Here is a 15,812-nt window from a genome sequence, read left to right on the forward strand (position 1 = left end):
AATGTTGCTGCCACCGAGCCCAGCACGTCATACATCGCAGCCACCGAACCCCACACGGCCAGCAACACAGCAACCAAATCCGGCGATATCCGCGGCGCTGCAACCAAGCCCAGCACCACCGGCGACGCCGGCACCAAGCCCAGCACCACCAGCGACGCCGGCACCAAGCCCAGCACCACCAGCGACGCCAGCACCAAGCCCAGCACCACCAGCGACGCCGGCACCAAGCCCAGCACCACCAGCGACGCCGGCACCAAGCCCGAAACCACCTATGGCGCCACCACCGAACCCAGCACCACCCGCGGCGCTGCGACTGAACCAGGTACCACCCATCGCAGTGCCGCCGATCCCGCTATCAACGGCCACACTGTCAACGATTCCTCGGTCTCCGACTTCGGCGCAGGGATCGGAGTCGATGTCGTCCGCAGCGGTCGAGATACGCACGACCCGAACGTGACCACCCAGCTCGAGGCTCCGCGCGGCCGAAATACCCAGGACGCGAACACGACCGCCGGGCACGGCACTGGTGGCGGCCAAGACTCTCGCGACTCGAACACAACCGCCCGACCCGCTCCTGCTCGCGGCCGAGACACCCTCGACGCGAACACAACCACCGGACGCGACACCATTCGCAGCAGAAATGCCCAGGGCGTGGACTCAGCCACCGGTTTCGGCATCGGTGGCGACGCCCACTACTGGAACACAACCGTCCCTCTCGGCCGAGACACCCTCGCCACGAACACAACCAGCGGTTTCAACATCAATTGCAGCCGAGATGCCGTCGATTCGAGCGCATCCAGCGTCTTCATCGCTGAATCCGAATTCCCCGCAGACGATCTGCACGATCATGTGGTGCAGGGTGTCCCGACTGTCCCCGCGGTCTTCTGGCTGCTCAGGCTCATCGGCCTGGCTGGGGCCGGGCAGGCGATCAGCGATTTCGTGGTGCATGAGCGAACCGGGCTTGCCGCACTGTCCGCTGTCACCTATCGAGCCGGTGGTGCTGGAAGGTTGCAGGCGGAGGTCACAGGCGCCGGGACGCTGGCTTCGGCACGGTTGGCCGGTGACCCCACACCCGGGGATATCGTCGCATGGATGCGGGTGGTCGATGCAAATCGGGCCGCGCGTCGGCGGATGCGAGTGCTCACGCCAGGTGTTTTCTACGACTCGTTGCGTGCGCGGCAACTCGACTACGGTCCCGGCTTCCGCGCGCTGCGCGATATCGAGGCCGGACCCGATTGTGCGGTTGGGTCGTTCGATTCCGCCCCGCTGCAGCGCTCGGCGACCCTCGACAGCTGCCTGCATCTGCTCGCCGCCGCGAGTTGGGACCACCTGCCCGCCGATGCCATTGCGCTGCCGATCGGCATCGAATCCGCCTGGCTGTCCGCCGAACCGGACCTGGTTCTGTTGGAAGCCCATGCGCTCGTGCGCGATCGATCGACGACCGGACTGACCGGTGACATCATCGGCACCGATCAGCACGGCGTCCCCGTGCTCGCGCTGTCGGGTGTCCGCATAGGTTTCGCGACGGTCGAATCCACAACGCAGGTCGGCCCTTTCCGCCATGAAACGTGGATCCCGTACCTTCGCCACGCCGCGAGCAACGGCCAGCGCAACAGAACCACGAATCCGCGGCGCGCCTTGGTTATCGGCGAATCTCAGCTCGCCATCCGGCTCGCCAGAGCACTCGACCGCACCCTGCCCACCGAACGCATCGCCCGCGAACCGGATGCCGCCGGTCCGATCGTCTCCGCCGTACTCGCCGGGCGCACCGGCACCGGGAACACGGCAGTCGTCGTGGTCTGGCCCACCGAATCCGGCGCGATTCACACCGGCCACGACACCGAGTCCGCGATCGGTGCGACCGCCACAACCGGACGCGTGCTGGATCTGCTTCAACGCGTCCAATCCGAGGACACCACGGCATCTTTGACAATCGTCCTCCCAGAACCCACCGCGACCGATCGCCAACCGTCCGCCAGGAGTCGACAGCACAGCTCGCCGGACCAAACGATTGTGCCGATGGCGGTAGCCGGTTTGGTGCGATCGCTGCAGCTCGAATCGGGCCGCGAAGTACGGCTCGTATGGACCGATACATCACCGTCCGCAGTGTCCCGGCTGCAAGAACTCATCGCCACCACCCACACACTCCCCGATGAGCTCCGCATCTCCGCCGACGCCATCACGGCACGCCGTTTCATCCCCACCCCTCCCCGATCGACCACCCCAACGCCGATCGACCCCAACGGCACCTATGTGGTCACCGGCGGATTGGGTGCGCTCGGTTCGGTCGCGGTGCGCTGGCTGCTCGATGCCGGTGCCCACGATGTCGTGGTGCTCACCCGCGCACCCAGACCGGTGCCCGTACTCCTGGACGGACTCGAGGACCGGATCGTCGTGGTGCGCTGCGATGCCGCCGACCGCAGCGATCTCGCCAACGCGCTCGACGATGTTCGCGAATGCGGTTCCACCATCCGTGGCGTCGTCCATGCGGCGGGCGCACTCGAAGACGCCGCTTTCGAGGCCGTAACCGCCCGGCAACTCTCCCGCATGTTCGCGCCGAAACCCATCGCCGCGAACAACCTCATCGAGCTCACCGCCACCGATCCCACCGACTTCGTGCTGCTGTTCTCCTCGGCCACCGGTGCACTGGGCGCACCCGGACAGGCCGCCTACGCCAGCGCGAATGCCGCAATGGACGCACTCGCCCGCAGACACCCGGGTCGGCGGGTACTGAGCATCGGCTGGGGCGTATGGGATTCGGGCCTCGCCGAGAGCGCGGGTGCTGCGGTACATCTGCGGCGCGCCGGAATTTCCGCATTCGATATCCCACGCGGCACCGAATTACTCGCCCAGACCATGTATCACAACGAGCCCTACCTGCTCGCCTTGGATTACACGCCGACCACCGATCCCGACCCGGTCGCCACCCGCTTGCGAAACCTGCTCACCGACCAAGCGATAACAGCCCCCGCGCCGCCGAACCCGATACCACCGCAGCCGACCGAACCACTCACCACGACCATCCGCACCGCTCTCGCCGCCACCCTCGACCTGATCTCCGACCACGTCGATCCGGAGGCCGATTTCAACGAATTGGGCCTGAGCTCCCTGCTCGGCATAGAAATGCGCCGATACCTCGAAACCCACCTCAATATCCGCATCTCGACCGCCGAACTGTTCCAACACCCCACCATCACCGCACTCGGCGCAGCCCTGGCCGACCGAGTCGCCGCCGCGAAATCCGATGGGGTGCCGTGACTTCTCCGAACACGACGCGGCGGCCCAATGCACTGGCCGCCCGAGTTGCCGAGTGGGCACGAACCAAGCCCAACGACAATGCGTACACCGAATTGCGTTATCGCGGACAGGATTGCACTCCGGTCACACTGACCTACGAACAACTGCATCACGCGGCGGGCGCCCAGGCTCAAAGACTCAGGGCAACAACCGATCCCGGCGATCGAGTGGCGATCCTATGTGCCCACGGAATCGACTACGTCACAGCCTTTCTCGCCTGCCTCTACGGAAATCGCATTGCGGTGCCATTATTTCCGCCGACAAGCGATAGAAACCGGACCCGACTCGAAGGTGTACTCGCCGATGCTCGACCCGCGTTGAGCCTGATCTCGGCGACCGACACCACTACCAGCGAGATCTTCGGTCCGGCCCTGGGCCGAGTGCTGATACTGGCACCGGAAACCACCCCGGCAGCCGACCCGGTTATCGATCGAACAGAGACGGCCTATCTCCAGTACACCTCCGGATCGACCAAGACCCCGGCCGGTGTCGAAGTAACGCACGCGAATTTCGCTGCGGCACTGGATCAATTGTGGACCGCAGTGCCCGCGGTTCGCACCGAACCCATCGTCTCCTGGCTCCCTTTTTTCCACGATATGGGCCTGATCCTGGCCCTTTCACTGCCGCTCTACTCCGGCGTGCACGGCGTGACCATGGCGCCGGCCGAATTCGTGAAACGCCCCATCCGCTGGCTGCGCGCTGTCAGCGACTACCGTGCCGGCACCACCGGCAGCCCCAATTTCGGCCTGACCCTCGCGGTCTCGGCAACCACCCGCGACGAACGCGCGGGCCTGGACCTGTCCCACCTCGACGCACTCCTCAACGGAGCCGAACCGATCCGCACCGAGGCCCTGACCGCCTTCACCGAAACCTTTGCCCCTTACGGATTCCGGCACCACGCCCACACACCGGGCTTCGGCCTCGCCGAGGCCACACTCTCGGTCACAGTATGCGATCAGTCGACCGAACCCGTCACACATCGATTCGACCGAACAGCCTTGGCACAGGGCCGCGCACAGACCGCACAGGAAGGTGTTCCACTCGTCGGCTGCGGCGTTCCCGCTGGCCAGCGAGTTGTGGTGGTGGAGCCGGACGAGCACACCGAGGTCGCGGCGGGCACCGTCGGCGAGATCTGGGTCTGCGGCCCCAATGTCTGCGCCGGTTACTACAACAATCCGATCGCCACCGCCGCGACGTTCTGGGCCACCCTGTCCGGAAGTGACGAATCCTGGTTGCGCACAGGCGATCTCGGCTTCTGGCACGAGGGCCAGCTCTATATCGCGGGCCGGCTCGAGGACCTCATCGTCATCGACGGCCGCAACCACTATCCGGCCGATATCGAATCCACGGTTTCGGACTGCGCGCCCGAGCTGCGCGTCGGCCACGTAACCGCATTCGGCCACGATAACGGCCACCGCGAGGATCTGGTGGTCGTCGCCGAACTCGCCGACACGGCGGCCACCGGATCAGCGGAACTGGCCCGCCGCATCCGCAATGCCATCGCAGCTGCCCACGAGGTGACACCGGGGGCCGTCGTCCTGGTCGAACCAGGCCGGATTCCGAAGACCTCCAGCGGCAAACTGCGCCGCGGTGAATGCCGAGCGCTCTACCGCGCGGGCCACCTCACCCAGCCATAACGGAAACACCCGCCGACCTCCCGCAGCTCGCCGACCTCGGGCGCGATGATGGGCGAATGGCGACCACAACTATCCCCGTGACGTGGAAAGACCAGCCGGAAGAACACGACTACCCGGCAGCCGCGGACTATCTGGAGCTGCTCGCCGAACCCGATGTGGTCGATGCGGTGATCGCGGACCTGCGCGCCGCACCGGTCGTGCACAAGAAGGCCAAGGACATCCTGCGGGCAGCCGGACTCGAACTGGTGTCGGCCGAGAATCCGTATGTCCGCCGCGATCTCATCAAGATCAATAATCGCAAGTCGCTATCGCCGATCCTGCTGGTGCGCGGCGACTTCCGCACCGGCGTGCCCATGGTGATCGCCGATGGTTACCACCGCGTGTGCGCCGTCCACTGGGCCGATGAGAATATCGCCATCCCGGCGAAGATAGCCGCCATGCCGCAATGACCTTCGCAACCCTCGCCCTGGTCATCACGCTCGGACTGTGCGGACCGCTGCTCGCACTGCGGCAGAGCCGGCACATCCCGGTGATCCTGGGTGAACTGCTCGCGGGCATTGTCTTCGGCACCACCGGATTCGGCATCCTGCACCCCACCGACCCGATCTTCACCTTTCTCGCCGATATGGGTTTCGCGGTCGTCATGTTCGTCGCGGGCACCCATGTCCCGGTGCGTGATCCGGCGGTTCACTCCGCACTCGGTAAGGGCGCGGTCCGGGCCGTCCTGGTCGGATTGCTCGCCGTCGCAGCCGGATTCGGGCTGGCCCGCTGGTTCGCAACCGGACACGGTGCGATCTATGCGGTGCTGATGGCGTCCTCATCGGCCGCGCTGGTGCTGCCGATCATCGACTCGGTCGGTCTGCGGGGAAAGCCGGTACTTGCCCTCACCGCCCAGGTCGCGATCGCCGATACCGCCTGCGTGGTGGCGCTGCCGCTGGTGATCGATCCGGCGAATGCGGGCCGCGCGGCACTCGGCGCCGTCGCGGTGGCGGCGGCCGCCACTGTGCTGTTCCTGATGCTGCGCAAGCTGGAGCTGTCGGGTCGGCGGCGACGAGTGCATCGACTGTCCGAGAAGCGCGCATTCGCCCTGGAACTGCGGGTCAGTCTCGCGGTGCTGTTCGCCTTGTGCGCATTGGCAACCCAGACTCGGGTGTCGATCATGCTCGCGGGATTCGCCGCCGGACTCGCGGTCGCCGGAATCGGGGAGCCGCGGCGCGTGGCCCGGCAACTCTTCGCCATCAATGACGGCTTCCTCGGCCCGTTGTTCTTCGTCTGGCTGGGCGCCCGACTCAACCTGCGCGAATTCGGTGACCACCCACGGCTGATCGGACTGGGCATCGCACTCGGCATCGGCGCGGTGCTGGTGCACCTGAGCACCCGTGTCGCGGGACAGCCGATCGCCTTCGGCACCCTCGCGGCGGCCCAGGTCGGCGTCCCGGTCGCCGCCGTCACCGTCGGCTCGCAACTACGCGTCTTGGTGCCCGGCGAAGCATCCGCGATGATGCTCGGCGCCCTGTGCACGATCGCCGCCGCCGCACTAGCGGCCGGCCGAATCGCAACCGTCAGCGCTCGCAAGAACTGAGCACCAGCACGTCGGGCACGCCCAAAACTCAGCCAGAATCCGAACGGCCGGCCCGCGACGGCGGTTGCTCGGCACCGACGACCGGCAAAATATTCGGGGAGGCGGCGGAGCCGAGTAGACGGTCCGTCTCGCGACGTTCCCGCTTGGTGGGTCGACCGGAGCCGCGGTCGCGGCGCGGCATGGCCACGAGAATCTCCCGAGGTGGCGGTGGAGGGCTGCGGTCGATCAAACACTGTGCGGCGATCGGGGGGCCGACGCGCTTGGTGATAACGCGCTCCACAATGACAATGCGTTCGACGCCACCTGCTCGGACGCGGACCTCGTCACCGGGGCGAACCGGTTGGGCCGGTTTGGCCGCAACACCATTCACCCGGACGTGGCCGCCGCGACAGGCAGCCGCAGCCGCAGACCTGGTCTTGAAAAGACGCACCGCCCACGTCCAGGAGTCCACGCGGGCCTGGGTCGGGGCGGTGTTCTTGGTAGTCGGTTGGGCGGATGCCACCCTTAGACCATACGGCGTGCCGTCACAACCATGTCGGGACGCAGGGGGGTGTAGGACACCGGCTGACCGGACTGGACCGCATTGAGCAGCTTGCCGTCGCCCGCGTACAGGCCGACGTGGCCGCCGCCGTTGGTCACCACGATATCGCCGGGCTGCAGGTCCTCGAAGGCGACCGGAGCGCCGACGTGCGACTGTTCGAAGCTGGTGCGCGGCAGTTCGATTCCGGCCTGCTTGTAGGCCCACTGGACCAGTCCCGAGCAGTCGAAGCTGAACGGTCCGGAAGCACCCCAGGAATACTGCGCGCCGACCTTGCTCTTGGCGGCGTCCAGCGCGATGTCACTGGCGGTGTTGTGGAACATCTGCGGCATGGCCGGGGCGAACAAGCCGGGGAGCGACGGCGCGGCCTGCGGGGCAATGGCCTCCGGGGCGGGCGCGGCGGGCATCGAGGCGAGTGCCTGGGTGAGCTGCTTACCCAGATCCTGGGCCTGCTGGTCGAATTCCTGCGGAACCGGAACGTCGAAATCGCCGATGCCCGGGATGTTGATGGTGGCTGCCATCGCGGGGATTGCCGGCATCGCACCAGTAGATGCGGCGACCGCGCCCATGACGAGCGCACCCTTGACGGAATTCGGTAGCCGCGATTCCCGCTGCAAGCTGTGTTTACCCACCGAGCCGAGTCTCCGATCTTTCTGCTCTCCCGCCGACCGGGTCAGCTGTCGGTTCGGACCGGCAGAACGGCCCCAACTCCCAGTTGAATCTCTGGGTCCCGGTACGGCAGCCGGAATTGGTGGCCCCGACAGCCGTTTTGGCGGTAACTCAGTGGCGCCGCTTCTCTTCCGAACCGACAGACTCCACTGGGTCACGAAGAGATTACGGCGAGGACGCGGTGTTGTCCAGCGCACAGACCAGCCTCTTCGCGGATGATCGAAAAACCCCAGGACGAGCGGCGCAATTGCGACACGCCCAGATGGTCACGACACGGTATCGGCGGCGCCCCGCGTGTTATCGAACCGGTCCCGATCGGAAGCAACACTGCACCCACCGGATTCGCGATCCACCGACTGCTACCCGTCGGATCCGGCACTCCGCTGACCGAGTGCCCGCTCCAGCTCATCGATCCGCCGCTGCGCATCGGCCAAGCCGACCTCCAGCCGACCGAGCGCCACCACCAGCGGCCCCACCGCGATATCCGCGACGAGTTGCGGATCGTCGAGGCCGCCTTCGATCGCCTCCAGAATGTTGGACCGGATGTGGCCGGCCACAGGGGCTTCGGCGGGAACTTTCCAGGATTCGACCAACTCGGCGAGGGTCGGGAGTGGTTCCGTTGGCATGCCCCTCAGCATGCGACAGTTTGCTAGCAATATCTAGGACACGCCGTATATATGGCCAGATTCGGCTGACGAAACGCGCTACGGTGTCTGGGCATGGACCCCGTGCGGAATCCGTATGCTCCCGGAGCCGGACAGCGCCCACCCGAATTGGCCGGGCGCGATAAGCAACTCAAGGCTTTCGACATTGTGCTGGAGCGGATCGCGCGCGGTCGGCCGGAACGCAGCGTCATGCTCACCGGATTGCGCGGTGTCGGAAAGACCGTGCTGCTCAACCAACTTCGCTCTGCCGCGGGCTCGCGCGGTTGGGGCACAGGCAAAATCGAGGCCCGCCCGGATCAGGAACTGCGCCGCCCGCTGTCGTCCGCGCTGCATATGGCCGTCCGCGCCATCGCCATGGCACACCGCAACCAGGAACGCGTCGACGACTTCCTCGGCATACTCAAGGCTTTCGCGCTGCGCTCCACCGCCGATAAGGGCATGCGGGATCGCTGGCAGCCCGGTATCGACGTGCCCGCGGTCACCGGTCGCGCCGACTCCGGCGATATCGAGATCGATCTGATCGAACTGCTCAAGGAGGCGGCCGCACTGGCCAGCGATATCAACGTCGGCATCGCGGTCTTCATCGACGAAATGCAGGATCTCGGTCCCGCCGATATCTCCGCGATCTGCGGCGCCTGTCACGAATTGAGCCAGGACACCGCACCTTTGATCGTGGTCGGCGCCGGGCTGCCGCACCTACCCGCGGTGCTGTCCGCCTCGAAGAGCTACTCCGAGCGACTGTTCAGCTACCACCGCATCGACCGGCTGGACCGCGAATCGGCGGATCAAGCCCTCATCGCACCGGCCGAGCGCGAAGAGGTGAAGTTCACCGAGGAAGCGCTGGATGCCCTGTACCAGAGGGCGGATGGCTATCCGTATTTCGTGCAGGCCTACGGCAAGGCCGCCTGGGATCAGGCGCCGGAGAGCCCGATCACCGCCGAGGATGTCGAGGTGGCGGCACCGAGCGCCGAAGAGGAACTGGCCGTCGGATTCTTCGGCTCCCGATACGAGCGAGCCACCCCCGCCGAACGCGAATATATGCGCGCCATGGCCGATTTGGCGGGCGATGACGGTCCGGTGCCGACCGCGGCGGTGGCCAATGAACTCGGTCGCAAACCCGCCTCGCTGTCACCGGCCCGCGACGGTTTGATCAAGAAGGGACTGATCTATTCGGCCGAGCGCGGCACCATCGGGTTCACGGTGCCGCACTTCGGTCGCTATCTGCGCAGCGTGTAGCCGAAAGACTCAGAGCGGCAGCGGAAGTGGATAACGGTAGTCGCAATTCCCCTCCAGCGACTTCCCCTGTGCGGTGCAGGCATTCTGCAGCGACCGCCAGGTGGCGGGACCGACCACTCCGTCGTCGTAAATGCCAACGGCCCGTTGAAAGTTCCGCACCGCAGCCTTGGTCTTCGGGCCGAACTTACCGTCGACATCGACCTGGCCGTTTCCATAGCTGTAGGTGAGGAATGCCTGCACCGCCGCCACACAGGGGCCCTGATTGCGCACCCCCTCCTTCAATGTCGGTTTGGCCGCAAGACACTGACTGACCGACGCCGGGTACTGGACCTCGGCGTGCGCGGGCGCGGCGATGGCGGCGGTTCCGGCCACCGCCGCGACCCCGATGGCCGCCGCGGCAATCGCCCGGCGAATCCGATGAGCGCCGGAAAGCTGTGCTGCGTACATGATGTTCCTCGTGGTGCGCGAAAGCTTCACCCCTGCTGGCGAAGCTGGTAGCGCCAAGTTAGGAACCGCGACCAATGACCGACCAACGAAGTACTCACGGCACAGCTCAGGCCAGCGGCCGCCGCACCTCGAGTGTCACCGACCCGATCCGGATGCGGTCCCCGTGCACCAGCGCGGCCCGATTTGCTTCGAGCGCATCGCCGTCGCGCTCCGATTCGTACAGCACCGTGATCAGTTGGGCCCATAGGGTTCGCGCAGCGGATGACGTGCGGTCAGTGCGCGCAACTCCCCGATGACCTCGGCGGCACGGCCGGCGGCGAGCGGGCGACCCGAGACGTACCACCGGACCGGACCGAGGATGCGCACATCCACCGGCGTACCGGCACCGGGTGTCATGGCGCCGGTACGCATCGGCCGTCGAAGGCACCGTCGGCGACCCGAAATACCGGCCACTGGATGGCTTTTGCCCTCGTCTCCGGTCCGTAGATGCCGTCGACCGCGGCGCCGTGGTCGACCTGCAGATGCCGAATGGCGCGCTTCATCGGGGTGTCGTACACCGTCGTCGCATCCAGTTCGATGCCGTGGCACATCGTCAGCGCCTGCCGCAAGACCATCACTGAATCGCCGCGATCGCCGTCATTGAGCGCGCAACGCGAATCGTCGTGATCGGCTGCCCCGCTGGGCAATTCGAGATAGAAGTCGGTGCCGATCGGTACCCGAACCCGCCAATAGCATCGCAGCAGGCCCGTCTTCGCAGCGCTCGTCTGCGGCACCGTCGTGGGGGTCGCGCCATCGGATCGATGCGAAGTCGGCCAGACAGCGGTCATCACTGCTGCCACGACAACAACGGCGATCGCCCCGAGTGCGGCGACGCCGCCGCGCGGACGACGAACCCGGCCGGACAACCCCCACCGGTGTGGCCGGCGTTCGGTATCGCTGACCGCCAGTTCGACGGCCCGCGCGAATTCCACACAGGTCTGATACCGCCGCTCCGGCTCCACCGCCATCGCCCGCGCGATGACCTCTTCCAGCGCCGGCGGCACATCAGGACGCACTCGAGTCGGCGCGAGCGTATCCCGCACCGTTCGGGTGCCTGCGGGCGACGGTGCACCCCCATTCGGATTCGCGCCGGTCAGCAGCGCCAACAGGGTGGCGCCGAGGGAATAGATATCCGCCCGACGATCGACCGCGAGACCGCGCAGCACCTCCGGCGCGGCGAATGCGGGAGTGCAGCGCGCCAACCGGTTTCGGTGACCGTCGCGGCATCCTCGACGGTACGGGCCAGCCCGAAATCGGCGACAAGCACGCGTTCACCGTCGGCACCGTCGGCGACCAGGATGTTCGACGGTTTGACATCGCGGTGCAGCAGATTCTGCTCATGCGCGTGATGCAGCCCCTTCGCGGCCTCGCACACGATGCGCGCCGCCCGGTTCGGCGCCAATCCGCCGGGTTCTTTGTGCATGAGTTCGCCCGCGTCGGTGCCGTCGACATACTGCATCGCCATCCACAGGGCGTCACTCTCCTCGCCCCGGTTGTAGACCGAGACGACATTCGGATGGTCCAGGCGACACACCAGATCGGCCTCACGCCGGAAGATGCTGCGATAACGATGGTTGGCGCCGAGTTGCTCGGCCAGCACCTTCAGCGCCACCTGCCGCGGCAGTACCGGATCCTCGGCGAGATAGACCGCGCCCATCCCACCGGAACCGAGTGGCCGCACGATCGAATACCCCGCGAACACCTGCCCCGGCCGTAACAACACCCCTCCCCTCCAAGGGAATAAAGGCCACGTCGTCTGGCGCATTTCAGCCCACTACCCCACATCCGCGGCTCGGTATCAAGAAAACTCCCGCGCCCCGGCGCACGGCAAGGGTCAGCTGACCTTTTCGAGCGACCTGCAAGCAATCGCTACGCCCCATTTGCCTGTCTATCAAGATTATTAGCGATTGATAGATAACGCTCTACCTCGACATCTACCGGCCGGTAACAAACCCTCCTACACTCTTATGTGATCCTGATCACGTCCGAGGAGGACATCATGGCGACTGCCGCGAAAGTCGACGCCACCGAAGAACAGGCCCGCGCACTGGTCGAGGAGTCCCGCGAAACCAGTTGGGCCAAACCATCGTTCGCCAAGGAGATGTTTCTGGGACGATTCCGGCTCGATCTGATCCACCCCTATCCCCAGCCCAGCGACGAGGACGCCGCGCGCACCGAGGCCTACCTGGCCCGGCTGCGGCCGTTCTGCGAATCGCTCGACGGCAGCGTCATCGAGGCGGAGTCCAAGATTCCGGACGAGTACGTCAAGGGTCTGGCCGAACTCGGCTGCTTCGGCCTGAAGATCCCGGAAGAGTACGGCGGCCAGGGCCTGTCCCAGGTCGGCTACAACCGGGCCCTGATGCTGGTCGGGTCCGCGCACCCGAGCCTCGGGGTCCTGCTTTCGGCACACCAGTCGATCGGCGTGCCCGAACCGCTGAAGCTGGCGGGCACACCGGAGCAGAAGGCCGAATTCCTGCCCCGCTGCGCGGCGGGCGCGGTCAGCGCGTTCCTGCTCACCGAGCCCGATGTCGGCTCCGATCCGGCCCGCATGGCCAGCACCGCGACCCCGACCGCGGACGGCGAGGCCTATGAGATCAACGGCGTGAAGCTGTGGACCACCAATGGCGTGGTCGCCGAACTGCTGGTGGTCATGGCCCGGATTCCCAAGAGCGAGGGCCACCGCGGCGGCATCTCGGCCTTCATCGTGGAGGCCGATTCGCCCGGCATCACCGTGGAGCGGCGCAATTCGTTCATGGGTCTGCACGGCATCGAGAACGGTGTCACGCGGCTGCACAATGTCCGGGTACCCAAACGCAATCTGGTCGGTCGCGAGGGCGACGGCCTGAAAATCGCGCTGACCACGCTGAATGCTGGTCGCCTCGCCATCCCGGCGCTGTGTACGGCCGCCTCGAAATGGTCGCTGAAGATCGCCAGGCAGTGGTGCACGCAGCGGGTGCAGTGGGGTCGGCCGGTCGGCGAGCACGCGGCGGTCGGGGAGAAGATCTCCTTCATCGCCGCCACCACCTACGCACTCGAGGCCGCGCTCGACCTTTCGGCCACCATGTGCGACGAGGCCCGCAACGATATCCGCATCGAGGCCGCCCTGGCCAAGCTCTGGGCCAGCGAAATGAGCTGCCAGATCGCGGACGAACTCGTGCAGATCCGCGGCGGGCGCGGCTACGAGACGGCGGCGTCGCTGCGGGCGCGCGGCGAGCGCGCGGTCGGGGCCGAACAGTTGGTCCGCGATCTGCGGATCAACCGCATCTTCGAGGGCTCCAGCGAAATCATGCGACTGCTGATCGCCAGGGAGATGGCCGATGCCCACATGGCCGCGGCTGGTGCGCTCGTCGATCGGAACGCCGAGTTCAAGGCCAAGGCCAAGGCCGCGGTCGGCGCGGGCGGTTTCTATGCCAAGTGGTTCCCGCAGCTGGCGGTCGGCGCGGGCACGGTGCCCGCGACCTATGCCGAATTCGGGCCGCTGGCACGGCATTTGCGCTTCGTCGAGCGCAACGCCCGCAAGCAGGCCAGATCGCTGATGTACGCAATGGCGCGCTGGCAGGCCGGACTGGAATACCGGCAGAACTTCCTCGGTCGCATCGTCGATATCGGCGCGGAGTTGTTCGCGATCTCGGCCGCCTGCGTGCGCGCGCAGGCACTGCGGACCGCGGGCGCGCCGGAGGCCAAGGCCGCCGAGGAATTGGCCGATACCTTCAGCAGGCAGTCGCGAATCCGGGTGAAGAAGTTGTTCGACGCGCTGTGGGACAACACCGATGACGACGATCGCACCCTCACCCGCCACGTCCTCGACGGCCGCTACGAGTGGCTCGAGGATGGCATCTTCGATCCGAGCGAGGGCACCGGACCGTGGATCGCCGAATGGCAGATGGGTCCGTCGACCGAGACCAACCTGCTGCGACCATTCCTCCCGTCGACCCGCAGCCACGCGGGCACCTAGGCGCGGAACCGCGACGAGCCGTCACCCATGCGTGGGTGACGGCTCGTCGCGTGATGAGTATTCAGATATCTCGGAAAATTTCTAGATATAGACATATTTCCGATACTCGACGTATGGTTACGGTCCCATAACAATTTCTAGCGGACTCTAGGAGATCCGATCGATTACCCGATAGACGGCAATGCCGCGGGTCGATCATGGATGTCTACCGGAATCTAGCGCCTGACCTATCCATTCATAGATTTACCGATCCTCGGGCTCGCGCGCCCGGGGCCAGGTCGATCAGCGGCGTCAGTTGGACAACGCGTACATAACGGACGGTATGGCGCGCTAACAGGGCGGGAATTCCGCCCGACAACCGGGCAAGAACGCTCCGAACCGGGTGTCCTACCAGACACAGGAGAATCGTCATGTCCACGACGACTGCCCGCCGCGCCGCCGACCACGACGGCCACCGGATCACGGTATCGGCCGACGACGGCACCCCGATCGCGGTCCGCACCTTCGGCACCGACGATGCTCAACTGACCGTCGTCTTCGCGCACGGTCACTGCCTGCGGGCCGAGTCCTGGTCATTCCTGCGCGATCAACTGTTGCGGCAATGGGGGATGGCGGCCGGCGAAGCCGGCGGGGCGGGTAAGTACAGCAGCTCGGACATACGGATGGTCTTTTACGACCACCGCGGACATGGCGAATCCGGCGTTGCGCATCCCTCGACCTACACCATCGAGCAACTCGGCCACGACCTCGATGCCGTGCTGCGGTCGGTCGTGCCGACCGGCCCGATCATCCTCATCGGACATTCGATGGGCGCGATGGTCACCCTTGCCTACGCCCGGCTGTTCCCGGCGACCATCGGCACCCGGGTGGTCGGCGTCGGCCTCATCGCAGGTGCGGCCAATGGCATCACCGAGGTCGGGCTCGGCCGTTTCCTGAATCGGCGAGCGGTGAACTCGTTGCAGCTCGCGGTGCTGCGGGCGCCCCGATTCATGCAGGCCTCGAAGCGTCTTTCCAGCCGGATCTTCGAGCCGATCGCCCGCGAGGCGAATATGGGCACCAGGCGGACGAATCCGCGCGTGGTCGCCGTGGCCGCGGCGATGATGAACGACACCCCGCTGCTCACCATGTCGAGCTTCCTTGCCTCGCTGATGACCTTCGACGAGTCCGCGTCGCTGCACCACCTCGGCGGCATTCCGGCGCTGGTGCTGGCCGGTTCGGCAGACATCGTTGTGCCCTTCGCACATTCGGTGGTACTCGCCTCGCAACTGGCGGGCTCGGAGTTGGTCCGGCTCGAGGGCGCGGGGCACAGCGTGCATCTGGAGCGGGCCGAGGAGGTGGCGCTGTCCATCGTCGCGCTGGTCGACCGGGCCATCACCGCCATGCACGGACACGGCCCCGAATACGCCACCGCCAGCTGACGAACCGTTCGTCGGATCTCACAACAGGCCGGTAGCCAACTCTTGGCAACATTCGGGCGAACCACCGAAATTGTGGGCACCACGAGCCAAAATCGAATTCCTCACGTACTGTGTTAAAGATCACGTTGTGTGGTGAGTCACACGACTCGATAGAGCGCGTTCCCAGGCAGACCATGGAACCAATCGCTACCCATCGAGTTCGTCTGTCCGCCAAGGAACACAGGAGGTATCGATGACACGCAGCGACATAGCGGAACTGCGCTACGCGGTCGGCCAGCTCCGGCAATCCATCGGCGCACTGCGCTCCCACTACGGCGACGCCAATTCGG

Annotated in this window: 15 protein-coding genes; 7 read left to right on the forward strand and 8 right to left on the reverse strand. The window is 66.1% G+C overall.

The window, feature by feature from the left end; genetic code table 11:
• On the reverse strand, window positions 1-269 hold a 269-nt coding region (locus ON44_RS51400; RefSeq protein WP_218007665.1), incomplete at its 3' end, for a hypothetical protein.
• Between the two features lie 382 nt (window positions 270-651).
• Here ON44_RS51400 and ON44_RS32880 point away from each other — a divergent pair.
• The 4 genes from ON44_RS32880 to ON44_RS32895 are packed head-to-tail and all read left to right on the forward strand — an operon-like array spanning window position 652 to window position 6,516.
• Window positions 652-3,258, forward strand: coding sequence for an SDR family NAD(P)-dependent oxidoreductase (locus ON44_RS32880; protein ID WP_169338120.1), 2,607 nt, complete (start codon window positions 652-654; stop codon window positions 3,256-3,258).
• Window positions 3,255-4,934 carry a fatty acyl-AMP ligase gene (locus ON44_RS32885; RefSeq protein WP_051182704.1) on the forward strand — a complete coding sequence of 560 codons (1,680 nt, stop codon included), beginning with the start codon at window positions 3,255-3,257 and terminating at the stop codon, window positions 4,932-4,934. The genes ON44_RS32880 and ON44_RS32885 overlap by 4 nt, the downstream gene beginning before the upstream one ends.
• A 56-nt stretch (window positions 4,935-4,990) precedes the next feature.
• A complete protein-coding gene (locus ON44_RS32890; protein WP_040697614.1) occupies window positions 4,991-5,383 on the forward strand; it encodes a hypothetical protein in 393 nt (130 codons plus the stop codon).
• The gene (locus tag ON44_RS32895) at window positions 5,380-6,516 is read left to right on the forward strand and encodes a cation:proton antiporter (RefSeq protein WP_040697615.1); all 1,137 of its coding nucleotides are present in this window, start codon (window positions 5,380-5,382) and stop codon (window positions 6,514-6,516) included. The genes ON44_RS32890 and ON44_RS32895 overlap by 4 nt, the downstream gene beginning before the upstream one ends.
• 28 nt (window positions 6,517-6,544) lie before the next feature.
• Here ON44_RS32895 and ON44_RS32900 read toward each other — a convergent pair whose 3' ends face one another.
• The 3 genes from ON44_RS32900 to ON44_RS32910 all read right to left on the reverse strand — a co-directional run bounded on the left by ON44_RS32900 (window position 6,545) and on the right by ON44_RS32910 (window position 8,349).
• Window positions 6,545-6,967, reverse strand: coding sequence for an RNA-binding S4 domain-containing protein (locus ON44_RS32900; protein ID WP_245567434.1), 423 nt, complete (start codon window positions 6,965-6,967; stop codon window positions 6,545-6,547).
• Window positions 6,968-7,020: 53 nt separating this feature from the next.
• Entirely contained in the window at window positions 7,021-7,623 is a 603-nt protein-coding gene (locus ON44_RS32905; protein WP_040697634.1) for a C40 family peptidase, read from the reverse strand.
• A 459-nt stretch (window positions 7,624-8,082) separates the two neighbouring features.
• On the reverse strand, window positions 8,083-8,349 hold the full coding sequence (locus ON44_RS32910) for a hypothetical protein (RefSeq protein WP_040697617.1): 267 nt from the start codon (window positions 8,347-8,349) through the stop codon (window positions 8,083-8,085).
• Window positions 8,350-8,442: 93 nt separating this feature from the next.
• On the opposite strand from ON44_RS32910, the gene ON44_RS32915 reads away from it, so the two are divergent.
• Entirely contained in the window at window positions 8,443-9,624 is a 1,182-nt protein-coding gene (locus ON44_RS32915) for an ATP-binding protein (protein WP_040697620.1), read from the forward strand.
• Between the two features lie 9 nt (window positions 9,625-9,633).
• Here ON44_RS32915 and ON44_RS32920 read toward each other — a convergent pair whose 3' ends face one another.
• The 4 genes from ON44_RS32920 to ON44_RS32925 form a co-directional block, all read right to left on the reverse strand.
• Complete coding sequence (locus tag ON44_RS32920) at window positions 9,634-10,071, reverse strand: peptidoglycan-binding domain-containing protein (protein ID WP_040697623.1); 438 nt, start codon at window positions 10,069-10,071, stop codon at window positions 9,634-9,636.
• Window positions 10,072-10,302: 231 nt separating this feature from the next.
• Window positions 10,303-10,482 (reverse strand): hypothetical protein, encoded by a 180-nt coding sequence (locus ON44_RS50670; RefSeq protein WP_157187377.1) that lies wholly within the window; start codon window positions 10,480-10,482, stop codon window positions 10,303-10,305.
• Window positions 10,464-11,312 (reverse strand): peptidoglycan-binding protein, encoded by an 849-nt coding sequence (locus ON44_RS47195; RefSeq protein WP_157187378.1) that lies wholly within the window; start codon window positions 11,310-11,312, stop codon window positions 10,464-10,466. The genes ON44_RS50670 and ON44_RS47195 overlap by 19 nt, the downstream gene beginning before the upstream one ends.
• Entirely contained in the window at window positions 11,204-11,833 is a 630-nt protein-coding gene (locus ON44_RS32925; protein ID WP_157187379.1) for a serine/threonine-protein kinase, read from the reverse strand. Before ON44_RS32925 ends, ON44_RS47195 begins: the two co-directional genes overlap by 109 nt.
• Before the next feature lie 276 nt (window positions 11,834-12,109).
• Between ON44_RS32925 and ON44_RS32930 the strand changes: the two genes are divergently transcribed.
• Together ON44_RS32930 and ON44_RS32935 are read left to right on the forward strand one after the other, a co-directional pair.
• Window positions 12,110-14,065 carry an acyl-CoA dehydrogenase family protein gene (locus ON44_RS32930; protein WP_040697636.1) on the forward strand — a complete coding sequence of 652 codons (1,956 nt, stop codon included), beginning with the start codon at window positions 12,110-12,112 and terminating at the stop codon, window positions 14,063-14,065.
• A gap of 410 nt (window positions 14,066-14,475) precedes the next feature.
• Window positions 14,476-15,483 (forward strand): alpha/beta fold hydrolase, encoded by a 1,008-nt coding sequence (locus tag ON44_RS32935; protein ID WP_040697626.1) that lies wholly within the window; start codon window positions 14,476-14,478, stop codon window positions 15,481-15,483.
• Window positions 15,484-15,812: the final 329 nt, after the last annotated feature.

The sequence above is a fragment of the Nocardia vinacea NBRC 16497 genome, assembly GCF_000308835.1.
GTDB classification, from domain to species: domain Bacteria; phylum Actinomycetota; class Actinomycetes; order Mycobacteriales; family Mycobacteriaceae; genus Nocardia; species Nocardia vinacea.

Coding starts and splice junctions, on each gene's coding strand:
- ON44_RS32920 (WP_040697623.1), bottom strand. CDS start 10,071: ATGTACGCAGCACAGCTTTCCGGCGCTCATCGGATTCGCCGGGCGATT.
- ON44_RS32935 (WP_040697626.1), top strand. CDS start 14,476: ATGTCCACGACGACTGCCCGCCGCGCCGCCGACCACGACGGCCACCGG.
- ON44_RS50670 (WP_157187377.1), bottom strand. CDS start 10,482: ATGCGTACCGGCGCCATGACACCCGGTGCCGGTACGCCGGTGGATGTG.
- ON44_RS32915 (WP_040697620.1), top strand. CDS start 8,443: ATGGACCCCGTGCGGAATCCGTATGCTCCCGGAGCCGGACAGCGCCCA.
- ON44_RS32910 (WP_040697617.1), bottom strand. CDS start 8,349: ATGCCAACGGAACCACTCCCGACCCTCGCCGAGTTGGTCGAATCCTGG.
- ON44_RS32895 (WP_040697615.1), top strand. CDS start 5,380: ATGACCTTCGCAACCCTCGCCCTGGTCATCACGCTCGGACTGTGCGGA.
- ON44_RS32905 (WP_040697634.1), bottom strand. CDS start 7,623: ATGGGCGCGGTCGCCGCATCTACTGGTGCGATGCCGGCAATCCCCGCG.
- ON44_RS32890 (WP_040697614.1), top strand. CDS start 4,991: ATGGCGACCACAACTATCCCCGTGACGTGGAAAGACCAGCCGGAAGAA.
- ON44_RS32930 (WP_040697636.1), top strand. CDS start 12,110: ATGGCGACTGCCGCGAAAGTCGACGCCACCGAAGAACAGGCCCGCGCA.